Annotated in this window: 15 protein-coding genes and 1 tRNA gene; 6 read left to right on the top strand and 10 right to left on the bottom strand. The window is 63.4% G+C overall.

Annotated features, from left to right (window positions below):
• Positions 1-20 precede the first annotated feature (20 nt).
• The 3 genes from QF015_RS05605 to QF015_RS05595 all read left to right on the top strand — a co-directional run bounded on the left by QF015_RS05605 (position 21) and on the right by QF015_RS05595 (position 6,395).
• Positions 21-2,327, top strand: coding sequence for an FdhF/YdeP family oxidoreductase (locus QF015_RS05605; RefSeq protein WP_429387634.1), 2,307 nt, complete (start codon positions 21-23; stop codon positions 2,325-2,327).
• A gap of 1 nt (position 2,328) precedes the next feature.
• Entirely contained in the window at positions 2,329-3,240 is a 912-nt protein-coding gene (gene fdhD, locus QF015_RS05600; RefSeq protein WP_310202187.1) for a formate dehydrogenase accessory sulfurtransferase FdhD, read from the top strand.
• 125 nt (positions 3,241-3,365) lie between these two features.
• Positions 3,366-6,395 carry an alpha-mannosidase gene (locus tag QF015_RS05595; RefSeq protein WP_429387633.1) on the top strand — a complete coding sequence of 1,010 codons (3,030 nt, stop codon included), beginning with the start codon at positions 3,366-3,368 and terminating at the stop codon, positions 6,393-6,395.
• 81 nt (positions 6,396-6,476) lie between these two features.
• Here the strand turns inward: QF015_RS05595 and QF015_RS05590 are convergent, their stop codons facing one another.
• The 7 genes from QF015_RS05590 to QF015_RS05560 all read right to left on the bottom strand — a co-directional run bounded on the left by QF015_RS05590 (position 6,477) and on the right by QF015_RS05560 (position 12,377).
• Positions 6,477-7,529 carry a hypothetical protein gene (locus tag QF015_RS05590; protein ID WP_310202183.1) on the bottom strand — a complete coding sequence of 351 codons (1,053 nt, stop codon included), beginning with the start codon at positions 7,527-7,529 and terminating at the stop codon, positions 6,477-6,479.
• Between the two features lie 3 nt (positions 7,530-7,532).
• Complete coding sequence (locus tag QF015_RS05585) at positions 7,533-8,441, bottom strand: hypothetical protein (protein ID WP_310202181.1); 909 nt, start codon at positions 8,439-8,441, stop codon at positions 7,533-7,535.
• A 10-nt stretch (positions 8,442-8,451) separates the two neighbouring features.
• Complete coding sequence (locus QF015_RS05580) at positions 8,452-9,246, bottom strand: amino acid ABC transporter ATP-binding protein (protein WP_310202179.1); 795 nt, start codon at positions 9,244-9,246, stop codon at positions 8,452-8,454.
• On the bottom strand, positions 9,233-9,892 hold the full coding sequence (locus tag QF015_RS05575; protein ID WP_310202177.1) for an amino acid ABC transporter permease: 660 nt from the start codon (positions 9,890-9,892) through the stop codon (positions 9,233-9,235). Before QF015_RS05575 ends, QF015_RS05580 begins: the two co-directional genes overlap by 14 nt.
• Positions 9,893-10,711: an amino acid ABC transporter substrate-binding protein gene (locus QF015_RS05570; RefSeq protein ID WP_310202175.1), complete on the bottom strand. Its 819-nt coding sequence runs from the start codon at positions 10,709-10,711 to the stop codon at positions 9,893-9,895.
• Between the two features lie 239 nt (positions 10,712-10,950).
• The gene (locus tag QF015_RS05565; RefSeq protein ID WP_429387630.1) at positions 10,951-11,658 is read right to left on the bottom strand and encodes a hypothetical protein; all 708 of its coding nucleotides are present in this window, start codon (positions 11,656-11,658) and stop codon (positions 10,951-10,953) included.
• Positions 11,655-12,377 (bottom strand): hypothetical protein, encoded by a 723-nt coding sequence (locus tag QF015_RS05560; RefSeq protein ID WP_310202171.1) that lies wholly within the window; start codon positions 12,375-12,377, stop codon positions 11,655-11,657. The genes QF015_RS05565 and QF015_RS05560 overlap by 4 nt, the downstream gene beginning before the upstream one ends.
• A gap of 209 nt (positions 12,378-12,586) precedes the next feature.
• Here QF015_RS05560 and QF015_RS05555 point away from each other — a divergent pair, with 209 nt between their 5' ends.
• Both QF015_RS05555 and QF015_RS05550 read left to right on the top strand, forming a co-directional pair.
• On the top strand, positions 12,587-14,254 hold the full coding sequence (locus QF015_RS05555; protein ID WP_310202169.1) for an ABC-F family ATP-binding cassette domain-containing protein: 1,668 nt from the start codon (positions 12,587-12,589) through the stop codon (positions 14,252-14,254).
• Positions 14,251-16,164, top strand: a complete 1,914-nt coding sequence (locus QF015_RS05550; RefSeq protein WP_310202167.1) for an ABC transporter ATP-binding protein — start codon at positions 14,251-14,253, stop codon at positions 16,162-16,164. Before QF015_RS05555 ends, QF015_RS05550 begins: the two co-directional genes overlap by 4 nt.
• A 4-nt stretch (positions 16,165-16,168) precedes the next feature.
• Here QF015_RS05550 and QF015_RS05545 read toward each other — a convergent pair whose 3' ends face one another.
• The 3 genes from QF015_RS05545 to QF015_RS05535 form a co-directional block, all read right to left on the bottom strand.
• The gene (locus QF015_RS05545) at positions 16,169-16,573 is read right to left on the bottom strand and encodes an NUDIX hydrolase (protein ID WP_310202165.1); all 405 of its coding nucleotides are present in this window, start codon (positions 16,571-16,573) and stop codon (positions 16,169-16,171) included.
• A complete protein-coding gene (locus QF015_RS05540) occupies positions 16,570-17,028 on the bottom strand; it encodes a DUF6314 family protein (protein ID WP_429387625.1) in 459 nt (152 codons plus the stop codon). Before QF015_RS05540 ends, QF015_RS05545 begins: the two co-directional genes overlap by 4 nt.
• Position 17,029: 1 nt before the next feature.
• Positions 17,030-17,102 (bottom strand) — tRNA-Arg (locus QF015_RS05535).
• A 108-nt stretch (positions 17,103-17,210) separates the two neighbouring features.
• Between QF015_RS05535 and QF015_RS05530 the strand changes: the two genes are divergently transcribed.
• Entirely contained in the window at positions 17,211-18,008 is a 798-nt protein-coding gene (locus tag QF015_RS05530; protein ID WP_429387623.1) for a DUF998 domain-containing protein, read from the top strand.
• Positions 18,009-18,019: the final 11 nt, after the last annotated feature.

Here is an 18,019-nt window from a genome sequence, read left to right as displayed (position 1 = left end):
CAAAGTGCAATGATGGACTCATGAACAGGCATGCTCCCGAACAGGACATCAATGAAGATGACCTGCAAATTCACCCGCCCAAACAAGCCGCGGCAGGCCTCAAGGCTGTCACAGTGGCACTTGAACGAGGTTACGCCCAGGCCGGAGTAGCCCGCACAGTACGTTCCATGCTGAGGGTCAACCAGCACGACGGATTTGATTGCCCGGGTTGTGCGTGGCCCGAATCCATTACAGGCAGGCGCAGCCCCGCTGAGTTCTGCGAGAACGGTGCCAAGGCGATCGCCGAGGAAAGCACCACGCGAACCGTCGGCGCCGAATTCTGGGCGCGGCATTCCCTGGCGGACCTTGAGGGCAAGACCGAGTACTGGCTGGGGAGCCAGGGGCGGTTGTCGGAGCCCGTGGTCATCAGGCCTGGCGACACGCACTATTCGCCCATTAGCTGGACCGAGGCCTTCGCCCTGGTTGGCGAGCACATCAACGCCACCACACCGGATAAATGCGTGTTTTACACCTCGGGCCGGACGGCCAACGAGACAGCCTTCATGTACCAGTTGTTTGCGCGGAGCCTGGGCACCAACAACCTTCCCGACTGCTCCAACATGTGCCATGAGTCCTCGGGCAGCGCCCTCAACCCAACCATCGGAATCGGCAAGGGCACCGTCTCGCTGGAGGACATCCACCACGCAGAACTGGTGTTGGTGGTGGGCCAGAACCCGGGAACCAACCATCCCCGCATGCTCTCAGCCCTGCGCGACTGCAAGAACAACGGCGGCAGGATCGTTGCCGTCAACCCGCTTCCCGAGGCCGGTCTCCTGAACTTCAAGGACCCGCAGTCCCTCAACGGCGTCATTGGTGGCGGGACAACCATCGCGGACGAATTCCTGCAGATCAAGGTCGGCGGCGACCTCGCGTTGTTCCAGGCGCTGGGCCACCTCCTCCTGGAGGAAGAGAAGCGCAACCCGGGGACCGTCGTCGACCATTCCTTTATCGAGCAGCAGACCGACGGGTTCGCCGCGTACAAGAAGGCACGGTCGATCCTGGATTGGGACGAAACCGAACGGGCTACAGGGCTGACCCGGGCGGAGATCACCAAGGCGGCCGGTATGATGGCTGCGTCCAAGGCAACCATCATTTGCTGGGCGCTCGGACTGACCCAGCAACCCCACTCGGTGGATACCCTCCGGGAGATCATCAACCTCCTCCTGCTGCAGGGCAACTTCGGCAAACGTGGTGCCGGTGCCTGCCCTGTCCGTGGCCACTCCAATGTCCAGGGCGACCGCACCATGGGAATCTGGGAGAAACCCAAGGAATCGTTCCTGGCCGCATTGGATGAGGAATTCGGCTTCCACATGCCGCGCGACCATGGCTACGACTCAGTGGAGACCCAGCACGCCCTGGAGAAGGGTGAGGTGGACGTCTTTGTTTCCATGGGCGGGAACTTCGCAGCAGCGGGTTCGGATACAGCTGCCCTGGAACAAGGGCTCATGAACGCCGGACTGACGGTGCACATTTCCACCAAGCCCAACCGCGCCCACGTAGTCCACGGTAAGACGTCGCTGATCCTGCCCACCCTGGGCCGGACGGACACTGACGACAAGCACCCCAAAGGCAAGCAGTTCCTGTCCGTGGAAGACTCCATGTCCGTCATCCACAAAACGCAGGGACGTCTGGAACCGGTCTCGGAGCACCTGCTGAGTGAGCCTGTGATCGTAGCCCGCATGGCGCAGGCGACGTTGGGTGATGACCACAGCGTGGACTGGCGGGCCATGGCCGAGGACTACGACGTGATCCGGGACCACATCTCAAGGGTCATCCCGGGCTTTGAGGATTTCAACGCCAGAGTCCGCACCAAGAACGGCTTCGTACTGCCGAACCCGCCCCGGGACACCCGGACGTTCGCAACGGACATCGGCAAGGGACGGTTCTCGGTGCGGCCACTTGAGTACTTGGAAGCGCCGGCCGGGCACCTGATCCTGCAGACCGTGCGCAGCCACGATCAGTACAACACCACCTTTTACGGCCTCGATGACCGTTACCGGGGTGTCTCCGATGGCCGCCGGGTCATTTTGGTACATCCGGAGGACCTGGACGAACTGGGATTCCAGGACCGCGACCTCGTGGACGTCATCTCGACGTTCGCCGGGACGGAACGGCGTGCCACCCGGTTCCGGCTCGTCGGATACCCTACGGCCAAAGGGTGCGCTGCAGCATACTTCCCTGAGGCCAACGCCTTGGTGCACCGTGAGCTGGTGGCCAGGGAATCCAATACCCCCGGCTATAAGGCCATGACCGTACGCTTTGTAAAGACTGAGGAGATCGGATCCTGACATGGGACGCGTGACGCAGCGCCGCAAGGTGCACAAATTTGTCCTGGACGGTTCGCCACAGGCGCTGGAGCACCCCGTCCGCTTCAAGGAAGACGTGCTCGCTGTGGAGGAGCCGCTGGAGATCCGTTTGGGGGAGATGTCCTTCTCAGTCACCATGCGGACCCCCGGGGACGACTTCGACCTCGTCGCCGGATTCCTTGTCTCGGAAGGAATCATCTGGGAGCCGTCCCAGCTGATCTCCGAGCGGTTCTGTGCGGGAGAGAATGAGGATGGCGTACAGACGTTCAACGTGGTGGACGCACAGCTCCGGCCGGACGTGGAACGGCCGGACACCGGCCGCAACGTCTACACGTCCAGCTCCTGCGGGATCTGCGGCACGGACTCCATCGACGCCGTCCGGAAGTCCTCGCGGCACAGTCCCAAGGACGACGACGTGACTATCCCGGTCAGGGCGCTCGCCGCACTGCCGGACCGCCTGCGCGAGGCGCAGGCGGTGTTCGACAAAACAGGTGGCGTCCACGCTGCGGGCCTTTTCAAGATCCACGACGACGGAACCACTGAGCTCCTATGCCTCCGCGAAGACGTTGGCCGGCACAACGCGGTGGATAAGGTGGTGGGCTGGGCCTTGCGCGCCGGTATGTTGCCGCTCAAAGGTACGGTGCTCCAAGTCTCCGGCAGGGCGTCCTTTGAACTCGTCCAGAAGGCCGCCATGGCGGGCATCCCTGTGCTGGCCGCCGTCAGTGCACCGTCCAGCCTCGCTGCTGAACTGGCTGAGGAAACGGGAATTACGCTGGCAGGGTTCAGCCGCGGACTCAGCCTGAACGTGTATGCCGGACGGGACAGAATCATCGAAGAACAGGCAGAAGCAGACCTGCGACCCGTGGGGGATAGCCGTCAATCACTTGGCTATTGAGCTGGAACAACGTAGATTTTATCCATCGATTGGAAGCGCGGCGGGCACGAGACCGCCGTCAGCACCGGCACCTCGTGTGTGGGTCGCCAACCGTGATATTCAGCTAAAGCCCAAAGGGGAATTAATTGCACGACGACCGCCGGATCACTGAACAGCGCCTCGATCGATTCGTTCGGGAACGCATTCTTCCGGCCATTTACGGTAGGGCCATACCGCTGCAGCTCAGCAGCTGGGAGGCGCCCGGAGAGCCCGTGCCGGCCGCGGAGGCCATGCGCCAACTCTTCGCCCCGCAGGAGCATAGTGCCCCGTGGGGGAAGGCCTGGAGCACAAAATGGCTGCGGCTGCAGGGCGAAGTTCCGCAGGATTGGGGCATGGATGACTCCACCTCGGTGGAGATCATCGTGGACCTTGGTTTCAACAGCGACGTCCCTGGATTCCAGTGTGAAGGCACCGCCTGGCGTGCTGACGGCAGCATCATCAAGGCGATCTCCCCCCGGAACTACCACGTACCTGTCAAGCTTCTTGGTGGCGGTCACTCCGTGGATTTCTATATCGAAGCCGCAGCCAACCCGGATGTTGCGCAGGGATGGTCGTTTGCCCCGACGCCGCTTGGAGACAAGGCCACATCCGGTGACGAGCCCCGGTACCGCCTGGGCCGCATTGCCATCGCGGAGCTCAATGAAACGGTGTGGGAACTCAACCAGGACATCTGGACGCTCAGTGGCCTCATGCACGAACTTCCCATGGAGCTGCCCCGCCGCCACGAGATCCTGCGGGCGCTGGAACGGATGCTGGACATCATGGACCCAGACGATGTTCCCGGTACCGCAGCGGCCGGCCGGGAGGCCTTGAAGGAAGTCCTGGCCCGCCCTGCCTACGCTTCCGCCCACCGGCTCCTTGCCACCGGCCACGCGCACATCGACTCTGCCTGGCTCTGGCCAGTCCGTGAAACCATCCGCAAATGTGCCCGGACGTTCTCCAACGTGGTGGCACTCATGGATGAAGATCCGGACTTTGTGTTTTCCTGCTCGTCGGCCCAGCAGATGGCGTGGATCAAGGAGTACTTCCCCGAGCTCTTTGTGAGGATCCGCGAAAAGGTCAAAGCCGGCCAGTTCATTCCCGTCGGCGGCATGTGGGTGGAATCCGACACCAACATGCCCGGCGGAGAGGCCATGGCCCGGCAGTTCGTGGAAGGAAAGAGCTTCTTCCTCAAGGAGTTCGACGTCGAATGCCAGGAGGCCTGGCTGCCCGACTCCTTCGGCTACTCCGGAGCCATCCCGCAGATCGTGAAGGAAGCCGGTTCCCGGTGGTTCCTCACGCAGAAGATTTCCTGGAACAAAGTCAACCGGATGCCCCACCACACCTTCTCCTGGGAAGGCATTGACGGGACCCGGCTGTTTACGCACTTCCCACCGGTGGATTCCTACAACGCGGAACTGCATGCCCGCGAACTGGCCCACGCTGAACGCAACTACCGCGACCATGGCCGTGGAACCATGTCCTTGGTGCCTTTCGGATATGGCGACGGCGGAGGCGGACCTACGCGCGAGATGGTCGCTGCCGCGCACCGCACGGCGGACCTGGAGGGTTCCCCGAAGGTCCGGATGGGCACGGCCAAGGACTTCTTCACCGAAGCCGAGGCAGAGTACGCCAACCTGCCGGTCTGGGTGGGCGAGATGTACCTGGAGATGCACCGGGGAACGTACACCAGCCAAGCCAAGACCAAGCGCGGCAACCGCCGCAGCGAGCATCTCCTGCGTGAGGCGGAGCTGTGGTGCTCCACTGCGGCCGTCCGGCTGGGGGCGGATTACACGTATCCGAAGGATGAACTGCAGCGGCTCTGGCGGCTCGTCCTCCTGCAGCAGTTCCACGACATCCTGCCGGGCAGCTCCATCGCGTGGGTCCACCAGGACGCAGAACGCAACTACGAGGCCATCTCCCGTGACCTTGAGGAGATCATCAGCCACGCTGCGCAGGCACTGGTAGGGACGGGCAGGACAAGCTACCTCCTCAATGCCGCACCCCATCAGCGCGATGGCGTCGCCGCCTTGGCGATTGGTGAGGCGGACGGCCCCGGTGGACTTGTCCGGGTGGAGGAGCCAGGAGACGGCTTCGTGCTGGACAACGGCGTCATCCGTGCAGTCCTGGATGGCAATGGACTGCTCACTTCCTTAGTGGATCACGCCAGTGGCCGCGATGCCATAGCCCCTGGACAGGCCGGGAACCTGCTGGAGTTGTTCCGCGACACCCCGAACGAATGGGATGCCTGGGACATCGAAGAGTTCTATCGCCGGAACGTCACCCAGCTGACCCAAGCGGACACCATCGATCTCGAGCGAACGCCGGCCGGCGCCGTCGTCGTGGTCCAACGCAAGGTAGGTTCCTCCACCATCACGCAGCGCATCACGCTCGACGACGGCGCCAAGTCGCTGGGTATCTCCACCACGGTGGACTGGCAGGAACGCGAAAAGATGCTGAAGATCGCCTTTCCGCTGGATGTCAGGGCTGATCGCTCGGCGTCAGAGACACAGTTTGGCCACGTCTTCAGGCCGACTCACACCAACACGTCCTGGGAAGCAGCCAAGTTCGAAATCTGCGCCCACCGCTGGATCCACGTAGCCGAACCGGGGTACGGCGTGGCAGTCAGCAACGCCTCCAGCTACGGACACGACGTCACCAGGGCGGTCCGTGCCGATGGCGGAACAACGACGACGGTCCGCACCTCGCTGCTGCGATCGGCACGTTTCCCGGATCCTGAAGCAGACAGGGGAGAGCATACGCTGGAGCTTTCCATCCGGCCCGGCGCTGGGATCGCCGACGCTGTGGAAGAGGGCTACCGCACCAACTTGAAGCCGCGGTTCGTGACAGGCGGACACGCCGTGGAGCCACTGGTCTCGGTATCCAACCCGGCCATTGTGGTGGAAGCGGTCAAGCTGGCCGAGGACGGGTCCGGCGATGTGGTCGTGAGGCTCTACGAATCGCTGGGTGAGCGCTCAGCTGCCACGCTAAGGCCTGGTTTCGAGGCTTCCGGAGTGGTGGCCACTGACCTGCTGGAACGCGCCGCAGAGGCCCCTGGAGTGACTGTGGGGGAGGACCAGGAGGTTCAGCTGGTGCTCCGGCCATTCCAGCTGGTCACCCTGCGCTTCGCCCGCTGATCCAAAGGCACAGCAGAACGCCGACGGTGTTGAACGGGAGACCGTGCAACACCGTCGGCGTTTGCGGTGATACCGGCGTGGTTATTCGACCAGCTCGACGTCCACGGCGTCCTTGAGGATTTGCACCCGAAGGGGGATCACGGAATCGTAGCTCTTGATTTCGGCCGGGATCTTCTTTGAGAAAACTTCCTCGACCAGGGTCGGCATGTCCTTCACCCCGGACAGGTATCGCTTGGCAGCAAAGTCGAACTCGGACCTGTTGTTCTTGATGCGGGTATTGAGGGCTTTGATCTCGTCGGCAAGCTTGAGGAATTCCTCGTCAGAGGCATTGCGTGCCGTGGCTTCATCGTTCTTCTGGACCATCTGGTCCTTGAGCTTCACGAATTCGTTGTAGTTCTCTTCGGACGTGGCGGTAATCCCGGCGTTCGATTCAAGCTGGGCGACCCGGTTGTCGAACGTGCGGGCAAATTCGACGTAGGCGATGTTCTTGGATTCCTTGAGCTCGGCTGCCGCCTCCCGGCAGGGGGCCGCAGCCTGCCCCAGCAGGGTCTGGCGCTCCCTGAGGGTAGCTGCTTTGGACCCGACAAACAGGCCATCGCAGCCAGCGCCGTCGGCCCGGAAAAGGCCTTCAAACCTGGGGTAGGACTCCACCAAGCCTTCCATGTGGTCAAGATAGCCTTGGTAGGACTCTTCCAGTTGCGCGACGGCGACGCCGATCCCGTCATCGCCGGAATCATGGGCAGCCTTCACTGTGGCCAGCGCTGCCCTGGCGTCATTGGCTGCCTGCTGGAACCCGTCCCGCTCCGCCCGGGACGTGTTTTCTGCTTCCTCCTGCGAGGCGGGGGCGTTCCGGGCCTTCTTGTAAGCGGCGAGATACGCATTGGCTGCAGGTTGAAGCTTTCCCCTGGCATCCACCAGCGCAGTGAGGTGGTCTCCCTTCAGGAGTTGCAGGTTCTCCTTGCGTTGCTGTCCGGAGAGTTGCGTTACGGCTACGACAGCCACCGCGGCAATCACCAGGAGGACAACGGCGCTGGCAACGAGGACAAGCACCAGCCGGCGCTTCCTGGGCGCCGGCTGCTGCGTGGGCACGGACTGTGGGGCAGGTTGCTGCGTGGAATCAGGGTCAAACGTCATGGCTTATTCCCCGTCCTTTGCCGCGGCATCAAACTGATCCGCGCGTTCTTTGAGAGCACTTTCCAACGTTTTGTTGGAGTCGTTGGCATTGCCCACCAACTGGTTGTACTTCTCCTTCATGGCACTCTCATACTTCGTTTCTGCCGTCTTGAGGGCATCGTTGATGTCCAACATCGCCAGGCCTGCCAAGGTGCGTTTGGCCAACCGCTCGAAGTCGTCCTTGCCGTCCAGGACTTCCTGTTGCTTGTCCCGTTGTCCGCGGATGATCCCTTCCACGGAGGTCAGCAATTCGGTTGTCTCGGCATCGGTCTTGTCCTTGGCACCTGCGATTGCGGCCAGGCAGGCATCGGCACCTTTGACGTAATCCTGGGAATACGATTCGGCGCCGACGTTCAAGGTCGAATGGAGTGGCGCGCAGGGACCACCAATGGATTGGTTGATGCTGGTCGTGTCGATCACCAGCTGGTCGTTGTAGGAGATCACTGCACTGTAGCGGTCCTTGAAGCTGGTGAAGGCGTCGCGGATGCCCTGTTCCTGGACTGCAGGTGATGCTGCCATCCGATCCAGCCGGTCCAGGTTGGTCCGTGACTCGCGTTTCAAGCGTTCACCATCCTTGGTGATGACCTGGTCCTTTTCCTGCTGCTCCGCGTTTTCCGACATCACGCTGGAATAGCGGACCGAGAACTGGTTGAACAGTGGATCGTAGAGATTCATCGAGTTGTCCAGTATCGCCCGTTCCTTGTCCAGGCGGACAACATCGGCGCGCTGGACCCCGGCCGGGCGGGAGAGGGCAAACCAGGTGCCCAGCCCTCCAGCCAGGACGGCGATGGCTGCCGCGACGGCGATGACGACGGTACGCCGGGACTTCCTGCGCCCGGTCCCTGCTGCTGCATCCAAGGTCTCTTCCCCCATTTTGAGTCTCCTAGACGTCGTGCTGTAGCCGTTTCACAAATAGTTTGGTCCGCTCCTGCGTGGGTGCACGCAGGACCTCGGCAGCAGGTCCCCGTTCCACCACCACACCGCCGTCCATGAAAATCACTTCGTCCGCTACATGCTGGGCGAAGGCGAGTTCGTGGGTCACGATCACCATGGTCCAGCCTTCCTCGGCGAGTTCCTTGATGACTCCAAGAACTTCGCCCACCAGCTCAGGGTCCAGGGCGGAGGTGGGTTCGTCGAAGAGCAGGAGTTGGGGCTTGAGCGCCAGTGCACGGACGATGCCCACGCGTTGTTGCTGCCCGCCGGAGAGCTCAAACGGGTAGGCATCGCGTTTATCAGCCAGGCCCACGCGCTCAAGGAGCCTTTCGGCTTCTGCGATGGCCTCGGCCTTTGGCCTCTTCTGGACCTGGATGGGGCCCTCGGTGATGTTCTTCAGGACCGTCATGTGCGGGAAGAGGTTGTAGTGCTGGAAGACCATGGCGCTGCGGTCCCGCAACTCTGCGACCTCCTTCTTGCCCACCTTTCCGTTGAAGTCGATGGCAAGGCCTCCACCGCCGTCGCTGTCCCCGAAGGTGACCGTGCCGGCGTCGGGAATTTCAAGGCCGTTCAAGGAACGCAGGACGGTGGTCTTTCCCGAGCCTGAAGGTCCGATCAGGGCAACCACCTGCCCGCGGCGGATATTGATGTCGATGTCCCGCAACACCACATTGTCGCCAAATGCCTTGGCGAGGTTCCGGGCTTTCAGCACCGTGGTCGAGGGGGATTCGTCAGTGGGCGACATAGCGGTCCAATCTCCTCTCCACGGCGGACTGCGCGGTGGAAAGGACCAGGCAGATGACCCAGTACACCAAGGCCGCCTGCAGGTACAGGGCCATGAATTCCTGGCTGAAAGCAGCGATCTGCTGGGCATTGCGGAAAAGTTCGGTCACCAGGATCAGGGACGCCAGAGAGGTGTCCTTCACCAGCGATATGAAGGTATTGGACAACGGGGGAACAGAGACCCGGGCGGCCTGGGGAAGGATGATCCGCACCAGGGTCCGGGGCCCGGACATTCCGATGGTGTGGCCGGCTTCCCACTGGCCCTTGGGTACGGACAGAATGGCTGCCCGGATGATTTCGGCTGCGTAGCCGCCCACATTCAAGGAGAACGCGATGATGGCGCTCGGCCACGGATCAAGCCTGACGCCGATGCTGGGGAGACCGAAGAAAATGACGAACAGCTGAACCAGCAGGGGAGTGCCGCGGATGACGGAGACGTAGAAGCGGCCGATTCCCGAGAGCAGCCAGTTGGGGCTCAGCCGCAACAAGGCAACCACCAACGCAAGAACCAGCCCGATGGCGAAGGAGGCGAGTGTCAGCGGGATGGTCCCCGTGACGGCTCCGGTGATGAGCGGACCGAAGGAACTCCAGATGAGGTCCCAGTTCATCTATTTGGTGACGTCCGCGCCGAAGTACTTTTCGGAGATCTTCGACAGGGTGCCGTCCGCCGTGAGGTCGGCCAGGGCCTTGTCCACTGCCGCAGTAAGTTCAGTGGAACCCTTGCGGAAGACGAAGGCACTCTCCGTCTTGTCGGGCGCCTCCGCGGCGACCTTCAAGCCCGAATCCGGGGTGTTCTTGGCGTAGTCCAGGTAGGTGAGTTTGTCATTCACCGTGGCATCAACACGGCCCTGCTGCACCAGTGTGGCGGACTGTGCCCAACCCTCAACGGCCTGGACGTTGGCCCCGGCTTCCACCGCCATCTTGTAGAAGTTGCTGGTCAGCGACTGCGCGGTGGTCTTGCCCTTGAGGTCCGCGAAGCTGTTGATGCTGCTGTTGTCCGACTTGGTAACCACTACACCGGTAGAGATGGTGTACGGCGTGGAGAATTCGTATTTGGCCTTGCGTTCGTCGTTGATGGAAATCTGGTTGGCAATGGTGTCGAAGCGTTTGGAGTCCAACCCTGCGAAGATGCCATCGAACTGGGTTTCCTGGAACGTGGCTTTCACGCCAAGTTTGCCGGCCACTGCCTGGGCGATCTCTACGTCGAATCCGGTCAGTTCCCCGGCGCCTTCGGCGTGAAAGCTGAAGGGGCGGTAGGTGCCTTCGGTGGCGATGATCAGTTCACCCTTGGACTTGACGTCCGAAAGGGACGTGTCTCCACCTGACTGGGCGGGCGTCGAACCTCCACCACCGCAGGCGGAAAGCACAAGGGCGGCCGAGGCCAAGGTGGCTGCAAGGACGGAGCGGCGGGTGCGAAGGCTGTTCATGGAGCCATCTTAGCCACGGTAAGGCACCTTGCCGGGTGAGCGGCTGCAGGCGGGTGGCAAATGGCCGTTAAAAAGGCTGAGTGGGGGCGGTCCCCAACAGCCCGCCACCACTCATCCCCCCAATTGTGATCCCATGGGCGCCACATCCACCGGAAACCCGTTCTCTGATTCCGGTACCAGGCTGCCGCCGTGTTCACACATTCATGATTGTGCCACGATCTAATGCTTTTGTGAAAGTCTTACGCTGCGAGACGTTGTTTTCTCCGGGAATAAGCCTTCGAGAACCAGATTCCAGCCAGTCCAACGGCAGTGGCCAAGACCGCGGAGTAATTGATCAACGAACGCAGCCAGAGGTGGACGGCCGGGATCAGCGGGAAGAGCTGGGACGCCAGCAACAACGTCAGCCCCGCGAACAACAGGGCTGATGCAGCCCTCAGGAGAGCCGGGTAGCGGCCGACGACGGTCCTCCAGATGGCAGGCAACAGGCACGCAGACACGTAGCCGGGATAGAAGCGGCCCAAGGCGGCGTAGGCCTCCATGGACGGCCCCCACGTCAACCCTGTCATGCCGACGGTGGAGCCGCGCGTGTCCGTTATAACGAAGAAGAACGTGGTCAGCACCACGGTGATGCCCAGGACGACCAGCCCCCACGGGCCGCGGATCGCCCGGACCGCTGACGGGGAGTCGAAGCCCATGGCGATCTTGATGCCCATGAGCAGGAACGTGCCGTACAGCAGGAACCGCAGGAGCAGGTTGGTGACATTGATGCCTCCCAGCACTGCGTCGATGACCAGGTACGGTCCCTCGATGCTCAGGAGGATGTCGAGCGAGATCAACGCGAAAATGTAGAAGACCACCCGGTTCTCGCCGCGCAGGGCGCTCGGGATCCGGGCAGCCGTGATGGCAAGGCAGACAACCAGCGTTACCCAAGGCAGGACGGCCATCATCCGAGGTTCTCCCAAATTCGTTCAGTACGTTCGTGGTCTTGTTCCTGGCGTTTCAACGTCTTGCCCAAGGCCAGGAGCCTTTCGCCGGCAAGGGTTGCCAGCGCGCTTTGGGCCAATTTGTCCAATGCTTCCTTGCGGGCATTCGGCGGCCATCCGGCCTCGGCCTCGGTGATCAGCCCTCCTGCCACCAGCCCTCCAGCAGGTCCGACGCCGGCCGCCCGCGAGGTGGCGATGGCCAGTTCCGGCGGAAGCCGGTTGGCGGTCAGGTGGGCCGAGAAATTCTGTGGTGCAATCCCGGTGGCCTCGCTGACCCGGTGCCGCAACTCGCCGTCGTCGATCGCGTCCACCCAGTTGCGCACCGACGTAGGGTGCGGCGGGTCGGAAAGCTGCGTCGCAGGAGCCGGGCCGGGCTCGCTGCGTTCCACCACTGCCCGCAGCAAATCGATCGTGGCAATCTGGCTGACGAGTTCGCAGGGGGTGGGCGGGACGGGACCTCCCCTGAGGTCGGAGTAGAGATCGAAAGTTGAAAGGGCCTGCACAGGATCCACGTGGAATCCCCGGCTGATGCTCACCAGCGTGGATTCGGCAACCTTGCCACGGACCAGTTGCTGGGCCAGTGTTGTCCGTTTGATGCCGGCGATCCTGCAGACATCAGCTGTGCTGGCATCGGGCGCGACGCCATGAAGCCAGCGCTGGAACGCCTTGGACGGTAAGGGCATGGGGAACTTTCGGGGACGGGGCGTGGGGCAGGACGAGGGGAGACCGTAAGTGGGAGTACGAATCGATTTTACGCTGACGCCACATTGAATTATGCTTGATGCTTGAACCCGTTGGTCCGTACACCCCCCAAGTCCGGACCAACGGGTTTTTCCATGCCTGCGGGAATCGCGGCCTGAATTCCTGCGTTTCCCTGCTGGAGGATAGACACATGACAGCAACCTTGGTGGCCAAGGATCTTGCCGGTGGCCACGGCCATCGCACCCTTTTTTCAGACCTTTCCCTGACGGTCGCGCCCGGCGATGTTGTCGGTGTCGTCGGCGCTAACGGAGCCGGGAAGTCCACCCTGCTCCGCATCCTGGCCGGGGTGGACCAGGCCCAGGCAGGCAGTGTCAGCCTGGCGCCCTCGGACGCCTTCGTGGGCTGGTTGCCGCAGGAACACGAACGCACTGCCGGGGAAACCATCGCGGCCTACATTGCGCGTCGAACGGGTTGTGCCCACGCCACTGTGGAGATGGAAACCACCGCCGAAGCCCTGGGGTCCGGCGCTCCCGGCGCGGACGACGCCTACTCCCTGGCCTTTGACCGCTGGATGGCTTCGGGCGCCGCCGACCTCGAAGACCGCATTCCGGCTGTCCTGTCCGACCTTGGCCTGGACCTTGGCAGCGATGCCCTGATGACGGGGCTCTCGGGCGGACAGGCCGCCCGGGTGGCTTTGGCCGCGCTGCTGCTCAGCCGCTTCGACGTCGTCCTCCTCGACGAGCCCACCAACGATCTTGACCTTGACGGCCTTGCCCGTCTTGAAGCTTTCGTCCAGGGTCTGCGGGGCGGCGTGGTCCTGGTATCCCACGACCGCGAATTCCTGGCCCGCTGCGTCACCACTGTGGTGGAGCTGGACCTGGCGCAGAACTCCGTGGCCGTGTACGACGGCGGCTACGAGGCGTTCCTCGAAGAGCGCGCCGTGGCCAAGCGCCATGCCCGTGAACGCTACGACGAGTTCGCCAACACCAAGGCAGACCTTGTTTCACGTGCACGCACCCAGCGCGAATGGAGCTCCCAGGGTGTTCGGAACGCCATGAAGAAAAACCCGGACAACGACAAGATCCGTCGCGCCGCAAGCAGCGAATCGTCTGAGAAGCAGGCCCAGAAGGTCCGCCAGATGGAGTCGCGCATTGCCCGCCTCACCGAGGTGGAGGAACCGCGCAAGGAGTGGCAGCTGCAGTTCAGCATCGGCCAGGCACCCCGCTCAAGTGCCGTCGTCGCGACCTTGCGGGACGTCGTCGCGCGCCAAGGTGACTTCACGCTGGGACCGGTGAACCTCCAACTCAACGGCGGCGAACGCATCGGCATCACAGGACCCAACGGCGCCGGTAAATCGACGCTGCTCCGCCTGTTGCTCGGAACGCAGGAACCGGACGACGGCGAGGCCTCCATGGGTGCGTCCGTCGCCATTGGCGAAATTGACCAGGCACGCGGACTGCTCGACGGCGGGCAGCCGCTGGGCGACGCCGTCGAGGCCGTGCTGGTGGACTGGAACAGCGCCGACGTCCGGACGCTCCTGGCCAAGTTCGGGCTGAAGGCGGACCACACCTCCCGTACGGTGGATTCCTTGTCCCCGGGCGAGCGGACCCGCGCGGCGCTGGCGTTGCTGCAAGCCCGCGGAGTGAACCTGCTGGTGTTGGACGAACCCACCAACCATTTGGACCTCCCGGCCATCGAGCAGCTCGAAGAGGCCTTGGAAAGCTATGAGGGCGCACTCCTCCTGGTGACCCACGACCGCCGGTTGCTCGAAAACGTGCGGCTCGATTCACGCTGGCACCTCGACAACGGACAGGTCCAGGAACTGCACCACACCCCAAGCCAGGAGAAGCAACCATGAGCATGGACCGCGTGGCCTGGAGCTCGCTGTACAACATCACCACGGCCAAGAGCGGGTCGAAGCCCTTCTCCAAGGAAACCCTGAAACGGGTCATGGCCTTTGCCGCACCGCACAAGGGCAAGCTCATTGCCTTCGTCATCGCCTCGATCGCGGGGGCGTTCCTGGCCGTCGCCACCCCGGTGCTGGCGGGCCAGGTGGTTGATGCCATCATCGCCAACGCCGGAGTTGGAACGGTGATCTGGCTCGCGGTCCTGATCGCCCTCGTGGCCGTGGGCGAAGCCGGTGTGGGACTGCTGACCCGCTGGCTGTCCTCCATCATTGGCGAGGGCGTTATTGTGGACCTCCGCACGAGGGTTTTCGATCATGTGCAGCGCATGCCCATCGCCTTCTTCACCAGGACACGGACGGGCGCCCTGGTGAGCCGCCTGAACAACGACGTCATCGGGGCGCAGTCCGCTTTCGCCGGCACCCTGTCCGGAGTGGTCAGCAACGTGGTGGCTTTGGCCCTGACCCTTGCCGTTATGTTGAACACGTCATGGCTGGTCACGGTGCTGGCCATGGTGCTGCTGCCGATCTTCCTGATCCCGGCCCGGCGGATGGGCTCCAAACTGGCGGACCTCCGCCGTGAAGCTGCCGCGCACAACGCCGCCATGGGCACGCAGATGACCGAGCGGTTCTCCGCCCCCGGCGCCACGCTGGTGAAACTCTTTGGCCGACCTGATGAGGAATCCCGTGAGTTCGCTGCCCGTGCGGGCCGCGTCCGGGATATCGGAATCAGGACCGCCATGCTGCAGTTCACCTTCGTCACAGCCCTGACGCTGGTCTCTGCCCTGGCGCTCGCCTTGGTTTACGGCCTGGGTGGCTGGCTGGCCATCGGTGGTCAACTGGCCCCGGGCGACGTGGTGGTGCTGGCACTCCTCCTCACCCGGCTCTACGCCCCACTGACAGCGCTCTCCAACGCGCGGGTGGAAATCATGAGTGCGCTGGTCAGCTTCGAGCGCGTCTTCGAGATCCTGGACCTGAAGCCGCTCATTACCGAGAAGCCGGACGCCGTCGCAGTTCCGGCCGGCCCGGTGGCCGTGGAGTTCGACGACGTACGTTTCTCCTACCCTTCCGCGGACAAGGTCTCCCTCGCCTCGCTGGAAGAGGTCTCCACCCTTGATACCCGCGGCGGCGAGGAAGTCCTGCATGGGGTCAGCTTCAGGGTGGAGCCAGGACAGACTGTTGCCCTGGTGGGTTCCTCCGGTGCGGGCAAGTCCACCGTGGCACAGTTGCTCTCCCGCTTGTACGACGTCGACTCCGGGGCCGTGCGCCTAGGCGGCCACGAGCCCGGAACCGGCGTGGACGTCCGCGATCTCGGTTTCGAATCGTTGCGGGACACCATGGGCATGGTGACCCAGGACGGCCACCTGTTCCACGAAACCATTGCCTCGAACCTGCGGCTCGCCCGACCGGACGCCACCGAAGAGGACATGTGGGACGTGCTCCGGCGGGCACGCCTGGAACCGATGATCCGGTCCTTGCCTGATGGTTTGGAAACCGTCGTGGGGGAGCGCGGCTACCGGCTTTCCGGCGGTGAACGCCAACGGCTCACCATCGCCCGCCTGTTGATCAAGCAGCCGCGCGTGGTGATCCTGGACGAGGCCACCGCGGCCTTGGACTCCACCAACGAAGCCGCTGTCCAAGCGGCCTTGGGCGAGGCGCTCGAGGGGCGTACCGCCGTCGTGATTGCCCACCGCCTGTCCACTATCCGTGCCGCTGACGCCATTTTGGTGGTGGAGGACGGCAGGATCGTGGAGCGCGGCACCCACACGGAACTGCTGGCAGCGGACGGACGCTATGCCGAGCTGTACCAAACCCAGTTCGCCGAGGCCACGGCGGTGGCGCAGGAAGCGGTCCCGGAGCTCTAGCGGGCTACTTCAGCAGTGGGATCACATGGTCCGTCAGCAGGGGCGCCAGATCCTTCGGCAAGGGCGCGTCCAGGTCCAGCCAACGGATTTCCGCTATTTCGGCCGATGGGTGCGCTTCCCAGGTTCCGGGGGCCGTGAAAACGGTGGCCTCGATGTTCGTCTCCGCTTCGTTGGCAGCGACGGCAAGCCAGACGCCCAGCGGTGCGAGCAGGTCCGGGGCTACCTCGATGCCCACTTCCTCGGACAACTCCCGGGATGCCGCCTGGGCAGCAGTTTCGCCGGGTTCCGGTTTGCCGCCGGGGTGCATGAACTTGTCCGTCCCGCGCTTCCGCACGGTCAGCAGGTGGCCTTCCTGGTTGTAGACACAGACGGCGCTGACAATGATCAGGTCTGTGCCCGCTGCAGTCATGGTTGCCTCCCGGCGTCGATTCGAGTCATGCGGGACTCCAGCAGGAGATCCTTCGCCGGTCCGTGCACGTCCCACCTGAAGCTGAAGGCATCGGGTCCCGCGTAGACATACTTGACGCGGTAATCGTCGGGATCGCACCAGTGCGTATCCTGGTTCCCCTGTTCGGTGAAGCTCATGGCGTGGAAGGGCCTGCCGTCCGGAAAGAAGACGTCCATCGACTCGGGGGTGGCGCCAGGCAAGAGGACATATTCGCGGAAAGCCGGACCGGAGTGGGTTGGCCAGTGCATGGTTCCGTCTTCGCGGTAGTCCAGGCCGCCGCCGGGTTTCAGGGAATAACGCACGACGCCGGTAAAAGTACCCTGGGTGCCGGAGGCCCGGTCAAGGAGTGTCCGCTCCACACTCCAGCTGCCGGCCAGGTAGGCCTGCAAGTCCTGGGTGGGTTGCTGGTGGTTCAAGTGCCCTCGATTGGAATCGAACCAACGACACCGGCTTTAGGAGAGCCGTGCTCTATCCACTGAGCTACGAGGGCCTGTGTGTCCATGGCTCTGAATCCCACTGCTGGAGCTCTAGGGCCCGGACACGACTACAAGCATACAAGCTGCCGGGGCACTGCCTGAACACCGCTAGGCTGGCGGGCATGACAGGGCACCCGACTGCACCGGCGCAGGCCGGATCCTTCCTTCCCGATGTCCGCGCCATCCGGGCCACCATAGGCGGCTGGGCGCAACTGAGCGTCGTCCAGTATTTCGTCGCCGAGGCCGCAGTGATCCAGGCGTGGGCCGGGCCGGAGCCCTACAGCCGGGCCACCGGCTATATCAGCGACCTCGGGGCAGTGTCGTGCGGCGTGTACGAGGACAGGGCAGTGTGCTCGCCGTTGCACGTGCTGATGAACGCCTCCTTCGTGGTGCAGGGATTGGCGCTGGTCCTCGGCGCCTTGTTCCTGTCCGCGGGACTGCTCTGTGTAGCGGCTCGGCCTGGTGTCGCAGCACGTCGCTTCCGGTCGGTCACGGCCGACTCGGCTCCCGCCCGGGTGCTGACCGTGCCCTGGATGCTGGCTGTGGCCATCCGGATCCTCACCGGAGTGGCCGGCGTGGGAACGGTCCTTGTTGGCTTGGTGCCCGAGGACCTGGACTCGCCGTGGCATTTTGCCGGTGCCCTGATGTTCTTTATCGGGGGAGGGTTCGCCCTGATCCTGCTGGGCATCCTGTGGTTCCGGCAGACCCCGGTGAGCTGGTTCCTTGCCCTGTGCGGACTGGTCTGCCTGGGGGCGCTCATTATCGGCGGGCTGACCGGGATGGACGTGCCCCTGCCCGGCCTCCTGGAAAGGCTCATGGGGTATCCGGTGACCATCGGGCTCGCAGCGGCCGGCCTGGTCATCGCCCAGCGTGTGCACATGGAACGAAAGGCCGCCCGGCTGCGCCCGGTCACGGGCTGAGGGCACGAATC

It is taken from the genome of Paenarthrobacter sp. TE4293 (genome assembly GCF_050435325.1).
In the GTDB taxonomy this organism is placed as follows: Bacteria; Actinomycetota; Actinomycetes; order Actinomycetales; family Micrococcaceae; genus Arthrobacter; species Arthrobacter nitroguajacolicus_C.
Note: the sequence above shows the minus strand (reverse complement) of the source record. Positions and strands in the feature narration are given on the sequence as shown.

Excerpts from the sequence above, each read along its gene's own strand:
- QF015_RS05585 (WP_310202181.1), bottom strand. The coding sequence starts at position 8,441 with ATGGGGGAAGAGACCTTGGATGCAGCAGCAGGGACCGGGCGCAGGAAG.
- fdhD (WP_310202187.1), top strand. The coding sequence starts at position 2,329 with ATGGGACGCGTGACGCAGCGCCGCAAGGTGCACAAATTTGTCCTGGAC.
- QF015_RS05545 (WP_310202165.1), bottom strand. The coding sequence starts at position 16,573 with ATGACTGCAGCGGGCACAGACCTGATCATTGTCAGCGCCGTCTGTGTC.
- QF015_RS05575 (WP_310202177.1), bottom strand. The coding sequence starts at position 9,892 with ATGAACTGGGACCTCATCTGGAGTTCCTTCGGTCCGCTCATCACCGGA.
- QF015_RS05570 (WP_310202175.1), bottom strand. The coding sequence starts at position 10,711 with ATGAACAGCCTTCGCACCCGCCGCTCCGTCCTTGCAGCCACCTTGGCC.
- QF015_RS05550 (WP_310202167.1), top strand. The coding sequence starts at position 14,251 with ATGAGCATGGACCGCGTGGCCTGGAGCTCGCTGTACAACATCACCACG.
- QF015_RS05605 (WP_429387634.1), top strand. The coding sequence starts at position 21 with ATGAACAGGCATGCTCCCGAACAGGACATCAATGAAGATGACCTGCAA.
- QF015_RS05565 (WP_429387630.1), bottom strand. The coding sequence starts at position 11,658 with ATGATGGCCGTCCTGCCTTGGGTAACGCTGGTTGTCTGCCTTGCCATC.
- QF015_RS05555 (WP_310202169.1), top strand. The coding sequence starts at position 12,587 with ATGACAGCAACCTTGGTGGCCAAGGATCTTGCCGGTGGCCACGGCCAT.
- QF015_RS05530 (WP_429387623.1), top strand. The coding sequence starts at position 17,211 with ATGACAGGGCACCCGACTGCACCGGCGCAGGCCGGATCCTTCCTTCCC.
- QF015_RS05590 (WP_310202183.1), bottom strand. The coding sequence starts at position 7,529 with ATGACGTTTGACCCTGATTCCACGCAGCAACCTGCCCCACAGTCCGTG.
- QF015_RS05580 (WP_310202179.1), bottom strand. The coding sequence starts at position 9,246 with ATGTCGCCCACTGACGAATCCCCCTCGACCACGGTGCTGAAAGCCCGG.
- QF015_RS05560 (WP_310202171.1), bottom strand. The coding sequence starts at position 12,377 with ATGCCCTTACCGTCCAAGGCGTTCCAGCGCTGGCTTCATGGCGTCGCG.